At 71.8% G+C, this 21,676-nt stretch carries 14 protein-coding genes and 1 pseudogene; 8 read left to right on the top strand and 7 right to left on the bottom strand.

Annotation, left to right across the window (positions count from 1 at the left end; genetic code table 11):
- Nucleotides 1-3: 3 nt before the first annotated feature.
- Entirely contained in the window at nt 4-6,264 is a 6,261-nt protein-coding gene (locus OV079_RS28935) for a HAMP domain-containing protein (RefSeq protein ID WP_267772186.1), read from the bottom strand.
- An 853-nt stretch (nt 6,265-7,117) separates the two neighbouring features.
- Here OV079_RS28935 and OV079_RS28930 point away from each other — a divergent pair.
- The 5 genes from OV079_RS28930 to OV079_RS28915 all read left to right on the top strand — a co-directional run bounded on the left by OV079_RS28930 (nt 7,118) and on the right by OV079_RS28915 (nt 12,051).
- Nucleotides 7,118-7,912: a tetratricopeptide repeat protein gene (locus OV079_RS28930; protein ID WP_267772185.1), complete on the top strand. Its 795-nt coding sequence runs from the start codon at nt 7,118-7,120 to the stop codon at nt 7,910-7,912.
- 26 nt (nt 7,913-7,938) lie between these two features.
- Nucleotides 7,939-8,340 (top strand): hypothetical protein, encoded by a 402-nt coding sequence (locus OV079_RS56320; RefSeq protein WP_338088947.1) that lies wholly within the window; start codon nt 7,939-7,941, stop codon nt 8,338-8,340.
- Between the two features lie 31 nt (nt 8,341-8,371).
- The gene (locus tag OV079_RS28925) at nt 8,372-9,598 is read left to right on the top strand and encodes a hypothetical protein (protein WP_267772184.1); all 1,227 of its coding nucleotides are present in this window, start codon (nt 8,372-8,374) and stop codon (nt 9,596-9,598) included.
- A gap of 30 nt (nt 9,599-9,628) precedes the next feature.
- Nucleotides 9,629-10,717 (top strand): hypothetical protein, encoded by a 1,089-nt coding sequence (locus OV079_RS28920; RefSeq protein ID WP_267772183.1) that lies wholly within the window; start codon nt 9,629-9,631, stop codon nt 10,715-10,717.
- Nucleotides 10,718-11,139: 422 nt separating this feature from the next.
- Nucleotides 11,140-12,051, top strand: a complete 912-nt coding sequence (locus OV079_RS28915; protein WP_267772182.1) for a hypothetical protein — start codon at nt 11,140-11,142, stop codon at nt 12,049-12,051.
- Nucleotides 12,052-12,103: 52 nt separating this feature from the next.
- Here the strand turns inward: OV079_RS28915 and OV079_RS28910 are convergent, their stop codons facing one another.
- On the bottom strand, nt 12,104-12,997 hold the full coding sequence (locus OV079_RS28910; protein ID WP_267772181.1) for a DUF481 domain-containing protein: 894 nt from the start codon (nt 12,995-12,997) through the stop codon (nt 12,104-12,106).
- Nucleotides 12,998-13,272: 275 nt separating this feature from the next.
- Nucleotides 13,273-14,010, bottom strand: a complete 738-nt coding sequence (gene rpe, locus OV079_RS28905; protein WP_267772180.1) for a ribulose-phosphate 3-epimerase — start codon at nt 14,008-14,010, stop codon at nt 13,273-13,275.
- A gap of 77 nt (nt 14,011-14,087) precedes the next feature.
- Between rpe and OV079_RS28900 the strand changes: the two genes are divergently transcribed.
- From OV079_RS28900 to OV079_RS28890, 3 genes are read left to right on the top strand one after another with little or no spacing between them, the layout of a single operon-like run.
- Nucleotides 14,088-15,119: an MFS transporter gene (locus OV079_RS28900; RefSeq protein ID WP_267772179.1), complete on the top strand. Its 1,032-nt coding sequence runs from the start codon at nt 14,088-14,090 to the stop codon at nt 15,117-15,119.
- Complete coding sequence (locus OV079_RS28895; protein WP_267778667.1) at nt 15,008-15,352, top strand: MFS transporter; 345 nt, start codon at nt 15,008-15,010, stop codon at nt 15,350-15,352. Before OV079_RS28900 ends, OV079_RS28895 begins: the two co-directional genes overlap by 112 nt.
- A complete protein-coding gene (locus OV079_RS28890; protein ID WP_267772178.1) occupies nt 15,349-16,920 on the top strand; it encodes an Eco57I restriction-modification methylase domain-containing protein in 1,572 nt (523 codons plus the stop codon). Before OV079_RS28895 ends, OV079_RS28890 begins: the two co-directional genes overlap by 4 nt.
- Before the next feature lie 54 nt (nt 16,921-16,974).
- Here OV079_RS28890 and OV079_RS58790 read toward each other — a convergent pair.
- The 4 genes and pseudogenes from OV079_RS58790 to OV079_RS28870 form a co-directional block, all read right to left on the bottom strand.
- Nucleotides 16,975-17,638: pseudogene (locus OV079_RS58790) on the bottom strand (glutathione S-transferase N-terminal domain-containing protein).
- Nucleotides 17,639-17,846: 208 nt separating this feature from the next.
- Nucleotides 17,847-19,121, bottom strand: a complete 1,275-nt coding sequence (locus tag OV079_RS28880; RefSeq protein WP_267772177.1) for a pectin acetylesterase-family hydrolase — start codon at nt 19,119-19,121, stop codon at nt 17,847-17,849.
- A gap of 245 nt (nt 19,122-19,366) precedes the next feature.
- Entirely contained in the window at nt 19,367-19,522 is a 156-nt protein-coding gene (locus OV079_RS28875) for a hypothetical protein (RefSeq protein WP_267772176.1), read from the bottom strand.
- Between the two features lie 251 nt (nt 19,523-19,773).
- Nucleotides 19,774-20,874, bottom strand: coding sequence for an NADH:flavin oxidoreductase (locus OV079_RS28870; protein ID WP_267772175.1), 1,101 nt, complete (start codon nt 20,872-20,874; stop codon nt 19,774-19,776).
- Between the last annotated feature and the right edge of the window lie 802 nt (nt 20,875-21,676).

Below are 21,676 nucleotides of genomic sequence, written 5' to 3'. Positions count from 1 at the left end.
CCGTCACCTGTGGAGCCAGATCCGCAGCAAGGACAGCAGTTGCTCGGTGTTCACCGGCTTGGCGATGTAGTCGGACGCGCCGGCCTCGAGGCACTTCTCGCGGTCGCCCTTCATCGCCTTGGCGGTGAGGGCGATCATGGGCAGGCGCCGGAGCCCGGGATCTTTGCGGATCCGCCGCATCGTCTCGTAGCCGTCCATCTCGGGCATCATGATGTCCACGAGGGCCAGCGCCAAATCCGGGGTGGATTTGACGATGTCGATGGCCTCCTGGCCGGTCGAAGCGCTGATGACGCGCATGCCCTGGCGCTCGAGCAGGGACGACAGGGCGAAGATGTTGCGCACGTCGTCGTCGACCACGAGGACCCGCTTGTTGACGAGCACCTCGTTGTTGTCGTGCAGGCGCTCGATCATCCGCTGCTTGTTGAGCGGCAGCGCCGTGATGTCGCGGTGGAGCACCAGCGCCGTCTCGTCGAGCAGGCGCTCGGGCGACTGCACGTCCTTGAGGACGATGCTCTTGGCGACCTTGCGCAGCTGGCTCTCCTCGACGGGCGACAGCTCCTTGCCGGTGAACACCACGACCGGGAGGTCGCGCATGGTCGGCTCGTGCTGCAGGCGGGACAGCAGCTCGAAGCCGGACATGTCGGGCAGGCGCAGGTCGAGGACCACGCAGTCGAACGGGCGCTCGCGCAGGGCGACCAGGGCGGCCGAGCCGCTGTCGACGGCGGTGATCTTGACGTCGTCGTGGCCGAGCAGCTCGGACAGGCTGCGGCGCTCGACTGCGTCGTCCTCGACGATCAGCAGCTCGCGCGGCTTCTTGTTGGCGAACCGCTTCATGCGGTCGAACGCGGCCGCGAGGCTGTCGCGCGACAGCGGCTTGTTGAGGTAGGTGAAGGCGCCGCGCTCGAGCACGTGCTGGCGCTCGTCGTCGAGCGTCAGGATCTGCACCGGGATGTGGCGGGTCGCCGGGTTCTGCTTGAGCTGGCTCAGCACCGCCCAGCCGTGGACGTCGGGCAGGAAGATGTCGAGCGAGATCGCGGTCGGGCGGTACTGGATCGCCAGGCTGACGGCGTCGGCGCCGCGCAGGGTGACGAGGCCCTTGTAGCCGCGCTCGCGCGCCACCTCGAGCAGGAGGTGGGCGAAGTGCGGGTCGTCCTCGACGATCAGCAGCGAGTTGTCGCCGGGGCTCAGCAGGTCGCGATCGTCGACGATCTGCTCGCGCGGGGGCGCGTTGGCGGCCGGGGCGGTCAGGGCGTGGGCGTGGTGCTGCGGCCGCTGGGGCAGCTTGCTGGCGGCCGGGCCCTGGTACTGCAGCGGCAGGTAGAGGGTGAAGGTGCTGCCGCTGCCGATCACGCTGTGCAGCTTGATCTCGCCGCCGAGCAGGCCGGCGAGCTCGCGGCTGATCGCCAGGCCGAGGCCGGTGCCGCCGTACTTGCGGGCGGTGCCGGCGTCGGCCTGCTGGAACGCCTCGAAGATGATGCGCTGCTTCTCCGGCGGGATGCCGATGCCGGTGTCGCTGACCGAGAACGAGACCACCCCGGGCGCGCTGCTGAGGACCGGGTGCTCGGGGTTCCAGCCGCTGGCGACCAGCTTGACCTCGAGGCGGACGCCGCCGCGCTCGGTGAACTTGAAGGCGTTCGACAGCAGGTTCTTCAGCACCTGCAGCAGGCGCTTGGGGTCGGTGGTGATCGCCCGGCCGATGTTGGCGGCGAAGTCGGTGGTGAGGGTGAGGCCGCGGTTCTCGGCCTCGTGGCGGAAGTTGCGCTCGACGGTGTCGCGCAGGCTCGAGAACGGCAGCTCCTCGGAGTCGACGGTGACGGTGCCCGACTCGATCTTCGACAGGTCGAGGATGTCGCTGATCAGGTTGAGCAGGTCGGTGCCGGCGCCGTGGATCGTCTTGGCGAACTCGACCTCGCGCTCGTTGAGGTTGTGCTCGATGTTGTCGGCCAGCTGCTGGCCCAGGATCAGGATGCTGTTGAGCGGCGTGCGCAGCTCGTGCGACATGTTGGCGAGGAACTCGGACTTGTAGCGCGAGGTCAGCGCGAGCTCGGCCGCTTTCTCCTCGAGCGCGCGGCGGGCCTGCTCGATCTCCTGGTTCTTGCGCTCGACCTCCGCGTTCTGCTCGGCCAGCAGCTTGGCCTTCTGCGCCAGCTCCTCGTTGGTCTGCTGCAGCTCCTTCTGCTGCGCCTGCAGCTCGCCGGCCAGCTGCTGCGACTGCATCAGCAGGCCCTCGGTGCGCATGGTCGCCTCGATGGTGTTGATGACGATGCCGATGCTGCCCGTGAGCTGCTCGAGGAAGGCCAGGTGCGAGGCCGTGAACTCGCGCAGCGAGGCCAGCTCGATGACCGCCTTGACCTGGCCCTCGAACAGGACCGGCAGGACGATCACGGTGCGCGGGCGGGCGGTCAAGAGGCCCGAGCTGATGACCACCGACTCGTCGGTCACCTGCGACAGCAAGATCCGCTGGCGCTCGAAGGCGCACTGGCCGACCAGGCCCTCGCCGACGGCGTACTGGCGCGGGTTCTTGGGGTCGCGGGCGTCGGCGTAGCTGGCCAGCTGGGTCAGCGCGGCCTCGCCGTTGAGGCCGTCCATCACGTACATGACGCCCTGCTGGGCGTCGATCAGCGGCACCAGCTCGGACAGCAGGCGCTGGCCCACGGTGATGAGGTCGCGCTGGCCCTGCATCATGCGGGTGAAGCTGGCGAGGTTGGTCTTGAGCCAGCCCTGCTCGTTGTTGCGCTCCGTGGTGGCGCGCAGGTTGTCGATCATCGCGTTGATGTTGTCCTTGAGGTCGGCGACCTCGCCGCGCGCGTCGACCTGGATCGAGCGGGTCAGGTCGCCCTTGGTCACGGCGGTGGCGACCTCGGCGATGGCGCGGACCTGGGTGGTCAGGTTGGCCGCCAGGAGGTTGACGTTGGCGGTCAGGTCCTTCCAGGTGCCGGCCGCGCCGGGCACGTTGGCCTGGCCGCCGAGGCGGCCCTCGACGCCGACCTCGCGCGCGACCGAGGTGACCTGGTCGGCGAAGATGGCGAGCGTGCCGGTCATGTTGTTGATCGTGGTCGCCAGCGCCGCGACCTCGCCCTTGGCCTCGACCGTGAGCTCCTGGCGCAGGTCGCCGTTGGCCACCGCGGTCACGACCTTGACGATGCCGCGCACCTGGTTGGTCAGGTTGGCGGCCATGACGTTGACGTTGTCGGTGAGGTCCTTCCAGGTGCCGGCGACGCCCTTGACCTGGGCCTGACCGCCGAGCTTGCCCTCGGTGCCGACCTCGCGGGCGACGCGGGTCACCTCGGCCGCGAACGCGTTGAGCTGGTCGACCATCGTGTTGATGGTGTCCTTGAGCTGGAGGATCTCGCCCTTGACGTCGACGGTGATCTTCTTCGACAGGTCGCCGCGGGCGATCGCGGTCGTGACCTCGGCGATGTTGCGCACCTGCGAGGTGAGGTTCGACGCCATCGAGTTGACGTTGTCGGTCAGGCCCTTCCACGCGCCGGCCACTCCGGGCACCTGGGCCTGGCCGCCGAGGATGCCCTCGGTGCCGACCTCGCGGGCGACGCGGGTCACCTCGGCGGCGAAGCCGTTGAGCTGGTCGACCATCGTGTTGATGGTGTTCTTGAGCTCGAGGATCTCGCCCTCGACGTCGACGGTGATCTTGCGCGAGAGGTCGCCGCGGGCCACGGCGGTGGTGACCTCGGCGATGTTGCGCACCTGCGAGGTGAGGTTCGACGCCATCGAGTTGACGTTGTCGGTCAGGTCCTTCCAGGTGCCGGCGATCCCGGGCACCTGGGCCTGGCCGCCGAGCTTGCCCTCGGTGCCGACCTCGCGGGCGACGCGGGTCACCTCGGCGGCGAAGCCGTTGAGCTGGTCGACCATCGTGTTGATGGTGTTCTTGAGCTCGAGGATCTCGCCCTTCACGTCGACGGTGATCTTGCGCGAGAGGTCGCCGGTGGCGACGGCGGTGGTGACCTCGGCGATGTTGCGCACCTGCGAGGTCAGGTTCGAGGCCATCGCGTTGACCGAGTCGGTGAGGTCCTTCCAGGTGCCGGCCACGCCGGGCACCTGGGCCTGACCGCCGAGCTTGCCCTCGGAGCCGACCTCGCGGGCGACGCGGGTCACCTCGCTGGCGAAGCCGTTGAGCTGGTCCACCATGACGTTGATGGTGTTCTTGAGCTCGAGGATCTCGCCCTTCACGTCGACGGTGATCTTGCGCGACAGGTCGCCGCGGGCGACGGCGGTGGTGACCTCGGCGATGTTGCGGACCTGCGAGGTGAGGTTCGACGCCATCGAGTTGACGTTGTCGGTGAGGTCCTTCCAGGTGCCGGCGACGCCGGGCACCTGGGCCTGACCGCCGAGGTTGCCCTCGGTGCCGACCTCGCGGGCGACGCGGGTCACCTCGGCCGCGAAGCCGTTGAGCTGGTCGACCATCGTGTTGATGGTGTTCTTGAGCTCGAGGATCTCGCCCTTGACGTCGACGGTGATTTTTCTAGAAAGGTCGCCGCGGGCCACGGCGGTGGTGACGTCGGCGATGTTGCGGACCTGCGAGGTGAGGTTCGACGCCATCGCGTTGACGTTGTCGGTGAGGTCCTTCCAGGTGCCGCCGGCGCCCTTGACCTGAGCCTGACCGCCGAGCTTGCCCTCGGTGCCGACCTCGCGGGCGACGCGGGTCACCTCGGCAGCGAAGCCGTTGAGCTGGTCGACCATCGTGTTGATGGTGTTCTTGAGCTCGAGGATCTCGCCCTTGACGTCGACGGTGATCTTGCGAGAAAGGTCGCCGCGGGCGACGGCGGTGGTGACCTCGGCGATGTTGCGCACCTGCGAGGTGAGGTTCGAGGCGAGGCCGTTGACGTTGTCGGTGAGGTCCTTCCAGGTGCCGGCGACGCCGGGGACCTGGGCCTGACCGCCGAGCTTGCCCTCGGTGCCGACCTCGCGAGCGACGCGCGTCACCTCGGAGGCGAACGAGCGCAGCTGCTCGACCATCGTGTTCAGCGTCTCCTTGAGCTGGAGGATCTCGCCGCGCACGTCGACGGTGATCTTGCGCGAGAGGTCGCCGCCGGCGATCGCGGTGGCGACCTCGGCGATGTTGCGCACCTGCGCGGTCAGGTTCGACGCCATCGAGTTGACGTTGTCGGTGAGGTCCTTCCAGGTGCCTGCCACGCCGGGGACCTGAGCCTGACCGCCGAGCTTGCCCTCGGTGCCGACCTCGCGGGCGACACGCGTGACCTCGGCGGCGAAGCCGTTGAGCTGGTCGACCATCGTGTTGATGGTGTTCTTGAGCTCGAGGATCTCGCCCTTGACGTCGACGGTGATCTTGCGCGAGAGGTCGCCGCGGGCGACGGCGGTGGTGACCTCGGCGATGTTGCGCACCTGCGAGGTCAGGTTGAGCGCCATCGCGTTGACCGAGTCGGTGAGGTCCTTCCAGGTGCCGGCGACGCCGGGCACGATCGCCTGACCGCCGAGCTTGCCCTCGGAGCCGACCTCGCGGGCGACGCGCGTCACCTCGGAGGCGAACGAGCGCAGCTGGTCGACCATGGTGTTGATCGCCTCCTTGAGCTGGAGGATCTCGCCGCGCACGTCGACGGTGATCTTGCGCGAGAGGTCGCCGCTGGCGACGGCGATCGTCACCTCGGCGATGTTGCGCACCTGGGCGGTGAGGTTGCCCGCCATCGAGTTGACGTTGTCGGTCAGGTCCTTCCACACGCCCGACAGGCCGGCCACCTGGGCCTGGCCGCCGAGCTTGCCGTCGGTGCCGACCTCGCGAGCGACGCGCGTCACCTCGCTGGTGAACACGCTCATCTGGTCGATCATCGTGTTGACGATCGTGGCCGAGCGCAAAAACTCGCCCTGCAGCGGCCGACCCTCGACGTCGAGCCGCATGGTCTGGGTCAGGTCGCCCTTGGCGACGGCGCCGATGGCCCGGCTCACCTCGGCCGTCGGCCACAGGAGGTCGTCGAGCAAGGTGTTGACGGAGTCCTCCATCTCGCCCCAGGCGCCGGCCCGGTTGTGTCCGCGCACGCGCTGACGCGTCTGGCCGCGCTTGCCCACGACCTCGCCGATCCGCTCGAGCTCCCCGGCCATGACCCGGTTGGCGACGATGATCTGGTTGACGGTGTCGGCGATCTTGCCACCCAGGCCCGTCCAGTCGCCCGGGAGCTCGGCCGAGAAGTCGCCGTCGCGCACGGCCTGCAGCACGCGCAGGAGCTGCCGCTGCTCAGGGGTGCCGATGCCAGTCAAACCAGCGCCGCTCTCGGTCGCGTCCGTGATGGTCATGGTCGAGCTCTCCGTCGCCGAGAGACCCGAAGGGCCCTCGCGTCCCAGGAGGATACGCAGCTTTCGCATGCGCCGTCCCCCTCGATCATGACAGCGCCGAAAGGCGCGCCCGCCGCGATGCCACCGAAAACTTGGGAAGATCCCGAGTGTTACCGCCGGCGAGACGACCGCGCCCGCCGCCGAGCGGACCCCCACGGCGCCGGTTCGCCGGGGCTCACGACGTGGCGTTCGCACACACCCGCAGCCGCAGGTCGCGGATGTGGGCGGCGAGCGGACGCGGCGATATCATGAGGTGTTTGATGAGACATGTTTGAAGGGACATGTCGGGCACGGCGCGACGAGACGCGGTCGCCACGCCCTGACCCGGCGATCGCGGTCGCGCGCCGGCGAGGCGGCTGGGGGGCGGAGTGGACCGTCGGCGCTCGCGTAAATGTGTGTAGTCCCTGTTCAGGGTTGGCTGCCGGCGGTGGCCCGGAGGTCTTCGCGGCGCGGGCGACGATTCGGTCGGCGGGGCCGGCGGAGGCCGTTCGGGCGGTGCCGGCGAGAGACAGGACGAGAGGGCGAGGGACCTCGGGGCGGCGATGATGCGTGTAGTCCCTGTTCAGGGTTGCGATCGCCGGAGCGAGGCGTCCGCAGCGGCGATGCACGGTGAGTGCAGGCGACGGGCGCGGGCGTCATCCTCCCCGGGGCTCGCGAAGGTCGATGGCGAGGAGGCCCATTCCTTGCGGTGGCGTCGCGAGGCGAGGCGCGTGGCCGCACGAGGGAGAGAGCAGATCGCTCGCGGCGAGGGCGACGGGCTGCCCGCGCCCGCGGAGGATTGACCCTCCCGGGGGTGGGCCACGCTCGCGCAAATATGCGCACGGACCGGCGTCTCCCGCTGCTGGCTGCGGGCCTCCTGGCGATCGTGTCCGCCTGCTCGGGGACGACGCAGGAGCCGGCGCCGCCGCCCGGACCGCCGCCGCTCCGCTGCGAGCCGGCGGAGTGCAACGATCAGGGCATGCAGGCGCTCGGGCTGCAGCGCCCGGACGAGGCGGTGCGCCTGCTCGATCGGTCATGTTCTCTGGGACATGCGGCCGGCTGCTCGAACCTAGCCGGGGTGCTGCGCGGCGGGGTCGGCGGCGGGCCCAGGGACCCGGCCCGCGCGGTCGGCCTGTACGACCGCGCGTGCCGGCTCGGCTTCGCCGCGGCCTGCGCGACGGTCGGATCGATGCTGGCCGAAGGGACAGCCGTGCCGGCCGACCCGCCGCGGGCGCTGGGCATGTTCGAGCTCGGCTGTGTGAAGCAGGACGCGTTCGCGTGCTTCACCGCGGGGCTGTTCTACGAGGCAGGTCGCGGGCTGCCGGCGCGCGACCCGGGCCGCGCGGCGGGCTCGTTCGCGCAGGCGTGCGGGCTCGGGCACGCGACGGGCTGCTTCAACGCGGGGATCTTGCTGTACGACGAGGCGAACGGGCAGCCCGGCGAGAACGCGCGCGCGGTCGAGTTCTTCGCCCGGGCGTGCGCGGGGCCCAGCCGGCGGGGTGCCTGCGCGAGGGGCTGGCGGCGCTGCGCGGGGTCGGCACGGCGGCGGACACGACCCGGGCGGCCGGCCTGTTCGCGCGCGCGTGCGAGGGCGGGGACGACGACGCGTGCGGCCTGGCGGCGCAGCTGAAGAAGTCGCGCGGGCGCAAGATCGAGGTGGCGCTGACGAGCCGCGCGCCGACGCTGACGATGGCCGGGCTGACGGTCCACGAGCTGTCCTGCCGCATGCCGCAGACCGACCCGCTGGCGCTGGCGGAGGCGCTCGAGGGCGTGGCGGCCCACAAGGCGGCGCTCGACGCCTGCGCGCCGGCCGGGGCGGCGGTGGCGGTGGCCTGGAGCTACCGCGGCGGGCGGGCCGGGCTGGTGCGGGTCGACGCGGCCGATCCCAGGCTGGCGGGCTGCGTGCGCAAGGCGGTCGAGCGCGCCCGCTCGAGCCTGACGGCCAGCTGCGCGGCGACGGTGCTGATCGGCGAGGCCGCAGGGGCCCGCAAAGCCCTGGCAGAGCGCCGTTCCGCGAGCGCGGGCCCGCCCGCGCCTCCGCTGGCGCAGGCGCGTTGACAGGCCGTGCGCGCGGCCCGTAGCGTGGGGCATGCGCCTGAGTTCGGGTTGGGGTGTCGCCGTGGTCGTGGCCGGGGTGCTTGCGTGCGGCGGGGAGCCGACGGCGACCGACACGGACTCGGGCACGGGCGCGGACTCCGGGACGACCGGCGAGGCGATCGTCCTGGCGGACTTCTTCGACCTGGCCGAAGAGACATATTGTGATTGGGCGGTCCGCTGCGGGGCGTTCGCCGCGGCGGCGGACTGCCGCGCGGTCGAGTTCTTCGAAGTGGCCTACCCGCCGCGGCTGCTGGCGGAGGCGCGGCTCGACGACGGCGCCGGCGGGCAGGCGGTCGAGTACTTGCTGGCGTCGGAGGCGGCGGGGCGGCTGGTGTTCGACGCGGCGGCGGCGGCGAGCTGCCTGGCCTACGTCGAGGCGCGCGGCTGCGAGATGCCGGGCACGTACGTGGCCGACGAGGCCGAGCTGGCCGGGCAGGCGGCCTGCGACGCGATCTTGCGCGGGACGATGGTGGTGAACGGGCCGTGCCTGCTGTCGGTCGAGTGCGCGCCGCAGGAGGCGGCGACGATGGTGTGCGGCTTCGACCCGAGCTGCACCGAGGCGTGCTGCCTCGGCGGCTGCCGGCCGCTGGCGTCGCTGCCGATCGGGACGCCGTGCAACGGCAACAGCCGCTGCCAGGCGGGCAGCTTCTGCGGCCGCGACGGCAACACCGGGATGTTCACGGTGTGCACCGCGAAGCAGCCGGTCGGGGCGGCCTGCCAGGGCTTCGACGAGTGCGTCGCCGACGGCTACTGCGACTTCAACACCGGCGAGTGTCGGGCGCTGCTCGGTGAGGGGGAGTCGTGCGCCGACTTCGGCGACGTCGGCTGCGAGCCGGGGCTGTACTGCGCCGACCCGGGCTTCGTCAGCGACGGCCGCTGCTACGCCTACGCGCCGCTCGGCGGGGCCTGCCTGCCCGACTGGTACCTCGGCTGCAGCACGCTCGGCTCGTTCTGCGACCCGCAGGGCCAGTGCGCGGCGGCGCCGGGCCCGGGCGATTCGTGCGCGACCGGCCCGTGCGACCTGACCAGCAGCTGCGACTGGTACTCGCAGAGGTGCGTGGCGCTGGCCCGCGAGGGCGAGCCGTGCGGCGACTCGATCCGCTGCGCCGGGGCCCTGCAGTGCGACGGCTGGGACCCGGCCTCGGCCCGCTGCCGGGCGCCGCAGCTCGCCGGCGCGTGCGCGGTGCCGGGCGAGGACGAGCTGCCTCAAGGAACATAACGCTTAGGACATGTCTTGGAGGACATTGATATGAGGAAGACGATCCCCGGGTTGGTGCTAGGTTCGCTGCGGCGGCGGTGCGCCCAGCCGGCGACGCCCGAGAACTTCGCCGGCGAGTACGAGGAGGCGCTGTGCGCCTGGTCGACCGGCTGCTCGGTGTTCCAGTCGCGCGGGCAGTGCCGCGACGCGCTGGTGTGGGACTCGCACGGGCGCTTCCAGTACCTCCTGAGGGCGCTGGAGGCCGACCGGGTGGCGTTCGACGCCGAGGCGGCCGAGGCCTGCCTCGAGCAGGTGAGCGCGCTGGCGTGCGAGGGCGACCTGCTCGATCGGGTGCTGTTCAGCGTCGGGCCGACGGCGGGGCCGGAGGTGTGCCGCGACGTGTTCGTCGGCAAGGTCCGCAACTACGACCCGTGCCTCAACTCGGAGGAATGCGCCGGCGATGCGGTGTGCGGGTTCCCGCCGGGCGGCTGCGAGGAGGGCACGTGCTGCGCCGGCGCGTGCCGGGTGCTGAACACGGGGGCCGGGCCCGAGATCGGTGACCCCTGCAACGGCTCCGACTGCGACGACGACGCCTTCTGCGCCCGCGACCCGAACACGTTTTTGTTCACGGTCTGCACGGCGCGCCGCGGGGTCGGCGAGAGCTGCTCCGACAACACCGGCGCGTGCGCGGAGGGGCTGTTCTGCGACTTCCAGAACTTCACGTGCAAGGAGCTGGTCGCGAGCGGGGGCGACTGCTCCTCGGGCGAGAGCTGCGCCGAGGGGCTGCGGTGCTATCGCGACCGCGACGACCGGAGCACCTGCCGGGCGCTGCCGAACGAGGGCGAGAGCTGCATGGCCTTCAACTACCCGCCGTGCGCGCGCTTCGACAACTACTGCGACGCGTCGAACCGGTGCGCCAAGAAGCCCGGGCCCGGCGAGGCCTGCGCCGACTGGGAGTGCCTGCCCTACGCGGAGTGCCAGCCGAACGCGGGGGCGCAGGTCTGCGTCCGCCGCGGCAGCGAGGGCGAGGGCTGCGGCCCGGACTCGGGCTACGTCCAGTGCATCGGCCATCTGCAGTGCGGCGAGGACCAGACCTGCGCCGCGCCCGAGGCCGAGGCGGGGTGCGAGGTGCCCGAGTGAAGCGGGTGGCCTGAAGGACAGGTCCGCTCGCGGGGGATGTCGCCGCAGCCGCAAAGCGTTCTGCGGCGATTCCTCTGCGCCGCCTTGGTGACCTCGCTGTTCCCGACAGCGACTGATGGCCGAGTCCCCGATGCGGGATATGAGACGCTCTGCGAGGGCGAAGCCCGGGTGGCGAGCTCGAGGCCACTCTGAAGGAGTTCCGGCCCAACGACTTCAAGGCCAGCAGCCGCGTTTGGCAGATCTACCTCCGGCCCGAGACATGATCGCCGACTGGTCGCGCCCGGTCGGCGTTCGCGCTATGCTCGGAAGCCTCGAGCGCCTGCCTCATGCGCACCTGGTTCCTCGCAATCCTCGTAGCGACGAGCGCTTGTCGAGACGAGAGCACACGCCAGGGCCAGGCCATTCCGGGGACCGCGGGAGACGTGGTCGAACTCCCGCCCGAGCGGACCGAGAGACCGACGCCCGCGCTCGCGGAGCGCGGCGCCGACGAGGTCCCCGAGGGTCAAGGGTCCGGCCTCGATGTAGGCGCCGCGTCCCAGGCCGAGGCGGACCCGGTCCGCGGGGTCGCCGTCGCGTGGTTCGACTCGAGCCTCGCGCAAGACGAGCTGATCCTGCTGTGCGACTCGACCGCGCCGTGGGTGCGCTCCGACCTCGACGGAGCGACCTCGTGCGTACCCGACGGACAGCCGGTGTATGTGATCGGCCCTGACGGCGTGGAGCGATGGTCCGTGCGAGCACGCGAGCGAGAGGGTCGCTTTCTCGCGCCCGAGCTCGTCCGCCCCGAAGCCCGGTATCCGCCGGCCTCGATGCCCGAGCTGGTCCTGAACGAGCCTCCTCGCGCCGCGAACCCGCGCCTGGTCGCGCTCCGGACGGCAGGGCCGACGAGGCTGACGCGCGCGGCCGCGGGTGCGGTGGCGAGCGCGGCGGCGGCCGCCCACGGCGAGCTGGAGGCCGGCGACCTGCCGCTCGTCGCAAAGGGCGAGGTTCACGGCGAGTTCGGCGGCGGAGCGGACACCGTCGCCCTCTTTCAGGTCGGCGAGTCCGCGCCCGATCTCGCGGGTCATCAGGTGCTGGTCGCCATGTCGCAAGGGAAGCCCGTGAGCTTGTTCGGCGCTTCACCGCTGGAGTGGAGCGGGTACGAGCTCGTCGGCGCGACCGACCTCGACGGCGACGGCCACCAGGAGCTCCTGTGGTGGGCCAGGGCGGAGGGCGTCGGTATCGGCATCAACCTCACCTATTTCGCGAATGGCGAGCACAGGCTCCGCAACCTGTTCGCTTGCGAGTGCGGCGGTGCGTTCCGGGCGGCCTATCCGCTTCGCCGCGGGTCGATGTGATTCGCGGACGGACTGCCCTCGGTGGCGAAGTGCCCCTGTCGTCCGTCCCGGCTCAGATGAACTTGAACACCAGGCTGAACGAGGTGATCGTGTCGAGCTTCTTGATGCCCGGCAGCGGGGCGTTGTCGTAGCGCAGGGTGAAGCTGGTGGCGAAGGCGAAGCGCTTGCCGAGGGCGGTGGTGAGGGCGATGTCCCAGTTCACCCACGACTTGCTGCGCGCCTTGCCGCCGTCGGTCTCGACCGGGTTCGAGCGGAACGGCGCGAACGCCTGGATGTACTCGATGCCGGTGGTGAAGGTCACGTACTCGGACAGCAGGTTGCTGTAGCCGAGGAAGACGCGGCCCGAGTGGGTGGCGACGCTCGGGCGGGCGGCGCAGGTCGGCATCGCCGAGGTCGTGTTCGGCACGTCGAGCACCAGGCTGGTGCCGGCCGGGCACTGCGAGTTGTCGGCGCCGCGACGGACCCGCCGCTGGTCGTACAGGAAGTCGTAGCCGACCTCGGCCCACAGGCGGTGCTTGGGCTGGTTGACCATGTAGAACGCGAAGCCCGGGTCGACGCGCATGCGCATGTTGAGCCCGAGGAACGGGTCGAAGCGGGCGGTCAACATGGTGAAGAACGTGACCCGCGGGTGGAAATAGACGTCGTAGCGGACCCGGCCCTGGACGTTGCCGGCGGTCAGCTGGCCGGTGCGCGCGCCGTCGGGCTGGCGGATCGCCGCCTGCGCGTAGTTGCCGAGCAGCTGCGCCTGGAACTCGTGGATCTTGCGGCGGATCCGGAACCGGCCGCCGCCGGTCAGCGCGGCCGAGCGGGCGTTGCCCGAGGTGAACAGGCCGCCCGCCGAGATCTCCGCCTCGGTCGCGTCCATCGGCTCGCTGGTGCCGGAGGTCGCGAACTTGGTGTCGTCGAGGTTGCCGGCGCCGCTGCTGGCCGGGGCCTGGGCGCCCACGGTGCCGGTCGTCTTCGCCGTCGAGGCGGCGGTGCCGGCCGGCGGCGGGGAGCGGGCGCAGGTTCGGCGGCCGGCTCGCTCTCCTCGGCGGGCGCAGGTTGGGCCGGCGCAGGCGTGGGCGACTGGGCTGCGACGTCGCCGGCGGCTGCGAGGACGAGGGCGAACGCGACGAACGAGGGGAGACGAACGAGCGACGGCATGGCGGAATCGGCGCGCTCGTTTGTGACACCGATTGGGCTTTCAGCCAACTTCTCCGGCAGCGACGGGACGGCCGGTCAGGTGCGCCAGATCATGGCGGCATCGGCGGTTCCCCGAAGGGCCGCGATGGCGGCCGCGTAGTCGCGGCCGAACTGCGGGCTGCGCAGGACGCCCGTGCCGGACACGAAGGCGTCGGCCCCGTCGGCCGCGATGTCGGCGATGGTGTCGACCGTGACGCCGCCGTCGACCTCGATGCGGGTCGGCAGGCGGGCGGCGGCGATCATGGCCCGCAGCTCGCGGATCTTCGGCCGCACGGCCGGGATGAACTGCTGGCCGCCGAAGCCGGGGTTGACGCTCATCACGAGGACGACGTCGCACAGGTCGAGCACGTGGACCAGCGACGACACGGGGGTGTGCGGGTTCAGGCTGACGCCCGCCAGCACCCGCCCGCCCGCCTTGCGCGAGAGGCTCCGGATCTGCTGCAAGTTGCGGTGCAGGTGGCGGCAGGCCTCGACGTGGACGGTGATGATGTCGGCGCCGGCGTCGGCGAAGGCCTCGACGTAGCGCTCGGGCTCCTCGATCATCAAGTGACAGTCGAGCACGCGCGAGGTGTGCGGGCGCAGGGCCTGAACCACCAGCGGGCCGATCGTGATGTTGGGGACGAACCGGCCGTCCATCACGTCGACGTGCATCCAGTCGGCCCCGGCCCGGTCGAGCGCGACGACCTCCTCGCCCAGGCGGGAGAAGTCGGCGCTGAGCAGCGAGGGGGCGATCACCGGCGCGAGGCGTTCGGACGGGGCTGTATGTTGGGACATGTCTCTCCGGGCATGTGCGAGCGAGCGGCCGCGCGGGAGTGGTAGCACAGTCGGGCGGGCGTGGGTAAACTGGCCGGGTGAGCGAAGACCCCAGGTCGCCCGCGCCCCCGCCCGGATGGGGCGCGGTGGTCCGCGGCAACGTGCTCGCGGTCGGGGTGGTCAGCCTGCTCACGGACCTGTCGAGCGAGATGATAAGTCCGCTCCTGCCGGTGTTCGTGGCCGGGCTGGTGCCGGCCGACACGGCGGCGGTGACGCTGGGGCTGATGGAGGGCCTCGCCGAGGCGACCGCGAGCCTGCTCAAGCTGGTGTCGGGCCGCGTCAGCGACCGGCTCGGCAAGCGCAAGGCGCTGATCGTGGCCGGCTACGGGCTGTCGACGCTGGCGCGCCCGCTGTTCTCGCTGGCGACCACCGGCGGCCACGCGATCGCCCTGAAGTTCGTCGATCGCGTCGGCAAGGGCGTCCGCACCAGCCCCCGCGACGCGCTGATCGCCGACGCGGTGCCGGCCGCGCGGCGCGGGCTGGCGTTCTCGTTCCACCGGGCGATGGACCACGCCGGCGCGGTGCTGGGGCCGCTGCTGGCGCTGGCGCTGCTGCATGTGCTGCTCGGCTACGGGTTCTGGCGCGGCGACGCGGCGATCCCGGCGGAGGAGGAGCTGGCGGCGCTGCGGATCGTGTTCGCGGCGGCGCTGGTGCCGGGGCTCCTGGCGGTGGCGGTGATCGTGTTCGCGGTGCGCGAGATCGTGCCGGCGGCGGCGCCGACGAGCGGGCCGGGGGCGGGCGCGGAGGGGCTGCCGCGCCGCCTGTACGGGTTCGTGGCCGCGGCGGCGCTGTTCGCCCTCGGCAACAGCAGCGACCTGTTCCTGCTGCTCTACGCGCACGAGCGGTTCGGCCACGGGCTCGGGCAGCTGATCGCGCTGTGGGTGGCGCTGCACCTGGCGAAGATGGCGAGCAGCGTGCCGGGGGGCTGCTGGCCGACCGGATCGGGCGCCGCGCGGCGATCCTCGGCGGCTGGAGCCTGTACGCGCTGGTCTACCTCGGGCTCGCGCACGCCGACGCGGCCTGGCAATTGTGGGGGCTCTTGCTGGTCTACGGGCTGTACTTCGGCCTGACCGAAGGGGCAGCCAAGGCGCTGGTCGCCGACCTCACGCCGAGCGCGCAGCGGGGCGCGGCGTTCGGGCTCTACCACGCGGCGGTCGGCCTGGCGGCGCTGCCGGCGAGCCTGCTGTTCGGGGTGTTCTGGGCGGCGCTCGGGCCCCAGGCGGCGTTCTCGATCGGCGCCGGCCTGGCGCTGGCGGCCGCGCTGGTGCTGCTGGCGGTCACGCGCCCGGGATCGCCGGCATGAACGAGGCCGCGCGGGCGCACGAGCGCGGCCTGGACCCGGCCCGGCGCAAGCGCGACGGGGTGTTCTACACGCCGGCGCCGCTGGTGGATCGGCTGGTGGGCGACGCGCTCGGACGGGCGCTGGCGGCCGCGCCGACGACGGCGACGGTGCGAGTGGTCGACCCGGCGTGCGGCGCGGGGGCGTTCCTGATCGCGGCGGCGCGGGCGCTGCTGGGCCGCGGCGAGCAGATGGCCCGAGAGACAGGTGCGGCGTGGGGGGCCGAGGAGCGGCTGGCGCTGCTGCGCGCGTCGATCTTCGGGGTCGACGTCGATCCGGCGGCGGCCCTGCTGGCGCGCGCGGCGGTGGCCGAGCTGGCCGAGGCTGTCCCCGAGGACATGTCCGAGAACATCAAGGTGGGCAACGCGCTGCTAGGGGCCGACGCGCCGGCCGAGGCGGGCCCGCCGTTCGTGTGGGCGGCCGAGTTCCCGGCGGCGGCCGAAGGCTTCGACGCGGTGCTCGGCAATCCGCCCTACGTCGACGCCGAGGCGATGACGCGCCACCACGCGGCGCTGCGCCGCCACTGCGCCGGCCGCTTCGAGGCGGCGCGCGGCAACTGGGACCTGTTCTGCGTGTTCATCGAGCTCGGCCTGCGGCTGTGCGCGCCGGGCGGGCACCTGGCGCTGGTGGTGCCGAACAAGCTGGCCTCGGCCGACTACGCGGCGGCGGCCCGCCGGCTGCTCACGCGCGAGGCCCGGGTGCTGGCGCTGTACGACCTCAGCGAGGCGCCGCCGTTCGCCGCCGGGGTCTATCCGCTGGCGTTCGTGGCCCGCCGCGGGGCCGGCGAGGCGCCGCCGCCGACGCTGGCGCGCGGAGCCGGCGACGGTGAGGAGATGTCCTTGGGGACAGGTCTGTCCGAGGGGCCGTGGCCGATCTCCGGGCGCGGCGACGCGGCCTGCGTGGCCCACATGCGCGCGGTCGGCCAGCCGCTCGGCGAGCTGGCCCAGGTGTGGGGCGCGGCCACGGTCGCCGAGGCCTACGCGATCGCCGAGCTCATCGTCGAGGGCGAGGTCGGCCTGCGCGTGGTCAACAGCGGGACCATCGACCGCTGCGCCGAGCTGTGGGGCAAGACGCCGCTGCGCTACCTCGGACGCAGCTTCCTCCGCCCGGTGATCGCGGCGCCCGAGCGGCTGCCGCCGCGCCGCCTGGCCCAGGCGCGCACGCCGAAGCTGATCGTGGCCGGGATGACGCGCTCGCTCGAGGCGACGATCGACGCCCGCGGCGAGGTCCTGGCCGGCAAGTCGACGACGATCTGCTGGTGGCCGGCCGACCTGCGGGTGCTGGCGGCGATCCTTCACAGTCGCGCGCTGGACGACTATTATCAGCACGTCCACGGCGGCGACCGCCTGGCCCGCGGGTACCTGCGGATCGGGCCCCGCCAGCTGCGCGGGCTGCCGATCCCGGCGCCGTACGAGTGGGACCGCGCGGTCGCGGCGGAGATCGTCGGGCTGGTCGACCGCTGGACCGCCGGCGACGCCTCGGTCGCGCCGGCCCTCGACGCGCTGGTCGACGCGCTGTACGGGTTGGCTTGAGGTGGCGCTTCGGACATGTTTTCATGAACATGTCCGAAAGGCCATAGGAGGCGCTCACACGAGCAGCTTGTCGCGGATGTCCTTCAGCTTGTCGTCGGTCGGCTGCGGCTCGGAGGGCGGGACGTTGCGGCCGCGGAGCACGGCGGGGCGCTCGCCGATGTCGCGGAGCCAGCGCTGGAGGTTGTCCAGGCCGTCGACGCCGACGCCGGCCCAGTCGTGGCCGCGGACCCACGGCCAGGTCGCCATGTCGGCGATCGAGTAGTCGCCGCCGAGGTACTCGGCCTCGCCGAGCCGCTTGTCGAGCACCTCGAACAGGCGCCGGACCTCGCGCTGGTAGCGGCCGATGGCGTAGGGGATCTTCTCCGGCGCGTAGCGGAAGAAGACGTTGGCCTGGCCCATCATCGGGCCGACGCCGCCCATCTGGAACATGAGCCACTGGATCACGCGGCTGCGCGCGCACGTCGGCGGGCAGGAACTGACCTGTCTTCTCGGCCAGGTAGATGAGGATCGCGCCCGACTCGAACACCGCGAAGCCGCCGGCGTCGCGGTCGACGATCGCGGGGATCCGGCCGTTGGGGTTGATGGCGAGGAACTCCGGCTGCTTCTGGTCGCCGCGGGTGAGCGAGAGCGCGTGGACCTCGTAAGGGAGGGCCATCTCCTCGAGCGCGATCGAGACCTTGTGCCCGTTGGGCGTGGCTGCGGTGTAGAGGTCGATCATCGCCCTGCTGTAGCAGATGCGCCCGGCCATCCGACAGGGCTCAGGCGATTCTCGCGAGCCGGCGGCGACTCCGCCGCGCCGCGCGGGTCAGGTGCGACGTCGCGGCCGCGGCGGGAGCGGTCGGACGGTCACCGAGGGGTGGAGAAGTCGCCTACAGGGGGTGATCCTTCGGGCATGTCCGATCGAGCATGTCCGATGGGGCACGCGGTCACGGGCCGACGTGACCGGCCTCGCCGGCGAGGAGGTCGGCGAACCAGTCGACGAAGCGGACGCCCTGGACGTAGGTGTTGGAGAAGGGGGTGCCGACCGTCCACACGTGGTCGCCGCTGCCGCCGACGAAGTAGGTGCTCCACACGCCGGCGGGCTCGGCGACGTAGTGGTCGCGCAGGTCGACGAGGCCGGCCTCGAACTCGCCGGCGGGGACGTTGATGGTCTTCGGCATGCACTCGTCCTCGCCGTAGCCGAAGAAGAAGCGGATCGTCACGTCCTGCGTGGAGGAGACGAGGCCGAGGTGCTGCTTCGGGTGCTTCTCGCCGAGGTAGCGGGCGAGGTTGACGAGGCCGCCGCCGGCGCTGGGGAAGCAGTCGTCGCAGTCCGCCGGCAGGGCGTCCTCGAGGCCCCACAGGTCGTTCCACTGCTGCTGCAGGCACGGCGCGAGCACGTCGTTGGCGAGCGGCGGGCCGGAGTCGTCGAGCAGGGTGACGCGCGCGTCGGGGAAGGCGCGGGCGATCCGGTCGTAATGGATGCCGGCGCCGAAGCCCCCGGCGCTCACGCCGGTGACGAGCACGTTGGGCGCGGCCTCGAAGGTCGGGACGATGCGGTCGAGGTAGGCGGTGACGTTGCGGTAGCCGACGAACTTCTGCACACCCTCGACGCCGGGGACCTCGACGTCGGTGCGATTGCCGGCGTGCACGTCGCCGGTGCAGTAGGGGACGTAGACGATGTTCCAGTCGTGGATCGGGTTGTCGGTCCATTCGGCGTCGAAGAGCCCCATGCCGTCCCACCCGAACGCCCAGGTGTGGTCGAAGCTCGCGTCGTTGTTGGCGCAGGTCAGGGCGTTGAAGCAGGCGCCGCCGCCCTCGAAGAAGATGGCGAGGCCCGGGCCCTTGCCGTAGCGCAGCCAGATCCCCGTGCTGCTGCCGTCGCGACACTGCGAGTCGGGGAAGGGGACCCAGCTCCAGCGGCCGAATTCCTCCCACGGCAGCTTCTCGCCGTCCCACACCTCGGGCTCGGGCATGACGTCCTCGCCGGTGGTCGAGGTGCCGCCGGTCGTCGTCGCGGTCGCCTCGCCGGGGCCCGTGGTCACGCCGCTGGTGCCGGTGGGCGCGTCGCCGGTGGTGGTGGTCGTGTCGTCGGTGTCGCCGGTGCTGGTGCCGCTGGGGGTCGGCTCGCCCTCGCTGCCGGCGACGGGCTCGGAGCAGGCCATCACCTGCATCGACAACAATAACGAGGAGGTGAGGAGGATACGCGACGAGTCGGCCATAGGGGTGGATGGGCGCGCGGCGCAAAACAGAGGAAGCGCCTCAAAGCAGGCGGCCCGGAGCAACGCGAGCCAGGAGAGGGGATAGCAGAGCGATCGGCGAGTTGCGAGGCGAACGCGGTTTGCGGCGCGCGTGCGTCGACGCAGGTGCGAGGCGACCGGACAGGGATGATGCGGCCCACCTCGGCGGTCACGAGAGATAGTGCGCCTCGCGGGCCCGACAATTGCGGCGTGCCGAGGGGCGCTGCTCACGCGTCGGGGAAGCACGCGAAGCCGACGTAGAAGCGGCCGGGCCCCTCCAGGAAATAGACTTCCTCCTCGCCGTAGTCGTGGCGGGTGCGCGGGCACTCGGGCTCGATCCGCTGACCTCCGTGGTCGGGTCGCTGCCGCCGTCGTCGCCGCACGCGCCGACACACATCAAGGTCCATGCCATGAGTCCGCGATACACACTTCGATGCACCATCATGCCGGTCCGTCGACGAGGCGCGCCGCGGGTTATTCGGCGAATGGATGGTCGTCGTGGCGGGCGCCGACGCGGCATGGTCACGCCGGAGCGCGACGGACCCGGTGACGGTTCGCCGCGATGCCGGAGATGGAAGCGCCGGCGGGCCTGCGCCCGCGGATGCGGAGAAACCGACGCGCGCGACCCGAGAGGTCACGCGTCGCGCACGATGGTCTTGAAGCGGCGCAGGTAGTCGACGAAGGCGTCGCTGATCGCCAGGTCGTGCAGCTGGGCGGGAGTCAGCGGGCCGCGCTCGGGCTGGTACGACGGGTCGGCGGCGCGCTGCGGCCAGTCGGGGTTCAAGATCGCAACCTTGCCGAGCGCGACGAAGTCGGCGCCGCGCTCGAGCTCGGCCTCGGCCTCGGCGCGGGTCCAGATGTCGCCGGCGACGACGAGCGGGACGTCTTTCGGCAGGGCCGCGCGGAACAGCGGGACAGGGTGCTGGTCGGGGCGCTTGGCGGTGTTCTTCTTGCTGTCCCACAGCGAGACGTGGAGGAAATCGACGCCGTCCTCGGCGAGCCAGGCGGCGAGCTGCAATGATTCGTCGAGGTCGAGGCCGCGGGCGTAGCCGAAATCTTCGGGGGAGATCCGCGCACCGACGAGGAAATCCCCCGGGGTGGCGGCGCGGACCCGACGAGCGACGGTGCGAATGAGGCGAGCGCGATCGGCGAAGCTGCCGCCCCATTCGTCGGTGCGCTGATTCATGGTGCGGCTGAGGAATTGACCGAGGAGGTAGCCGTGGGCGCCGTGGAGCTCGACGCCGTGGAAGCCGGCGGCGGCGGTGCGACGGGCGGCCTGTTCGAAGGCGTCGATCGCGGCCTCGATGTCGGACACCTCGGCGGCGCGCGGGACCTCGAATTCGGGCCGCCCCGCCTCGGTGAAGCTGCTGGCGCTCCACGGCTGCCGGCCGGTCAGCCGCGAGGGCGAGCGCACGCCGCCGTGATAGAGCTGGACGAGGCCGAGCGCGCCGGCCCGGGCGATCGCGGCGGCGAGCTCGCGCAGGCGCGGGAGCTGGTGATCGCCCCACACGCCGAGCTGACCGTCGAAGCCCTGGCCGTCCTGCGAGACGTGCGCGGCGCAGGTCTCGACGACGCCGAAGCCGCCCTCCGCCCGCCGCTCGAGCCACCGCTGCTCGGCGGTCGAGAGGACGCCGTCTTCGTGGCTCTGCTGATTGGTCAGCGGGGCGAGCCAGACGCGGTTGCGCGCGACGAGGCCGTTGCGCAGGCGAATCGGGGAGAGGAGGGCGCTGCTCATGCAAGGCGGTTAGAGCACGACGCGGGGCGATGCGACGGGAGGAGGCGCGTTGCGGCCGTGACAAAAATCGCGGGAAGATATGGCTGGGATCGCCAGGATGTGAGGCGATTGCCGACACGAGAGGGGTCGGGGAGGGATGGGCAGTGCGGTGATTCGCGCGGCGCCGGGAGGCCCGTCGATGGCGTGCGTGCGGCCGTGATTGGCGGAACAGGACGAAGACGACGCTGACTCCGAAGAATCCAACGCTGACGGCGAGCACGGGTCCGACCCGAACGACGCGGATTCCACCGGCGCCGAAGACACCGCCGAGACCGAAGCTGCCAGCGACGACGACGACGCGGACGTGTCCGGAGCGGAAGGCGCGAGCGACGACACCACCGACGCTCCCGGACGGCCAGACAGCCGCACCAGATCCGGGCCACGCGGACGCCGATCCGGCGCGCGTAGGCGGCAAAACTCGTGGTCTCGAGATCCGACCGCGACAACGCTGCGATCGCATCACGAGACGGCGATCGAGATCACGCGCGACAGCTCGGCGGGTCGTGAGGCTTGTCCGCGGGCGTGGCCGCGCGTGCGCCAGCGGGCACGCGATCGAGCCTGCGCGTGCGGCCGCCCGCGGGCGCGGCGTCGGCGAGGCTCCGAGCCGCGGTCGAGCGTGTCGTGCGGGGAACGGCGGCTCCACGAATGCGGCCAGGCCGCGAATGTCATGAGTGCGAGCGGGGCCGAATCGTGGCACCGCGCGGGGCGGCGTCGATTGCCACCCGGTGCAGAATGCTCGGCTCTCGGAGCGGATGGCGCGGCT

Origin of the sequence: Nannocystis pusilla, from assembly GCF_026626665.1 — a bacterium.
Lineage (GTDB): Bacteria > Myxococcota_A > Polyangia > Nannocystales > Nannocystaceae > Nannocystis > Nannocystis pusilla.
The sequence above is the reverse complement of the archived record's forward strand: the minus strand, read 5'-3'. Positions and strand labels throughout refer to the sequence as shown.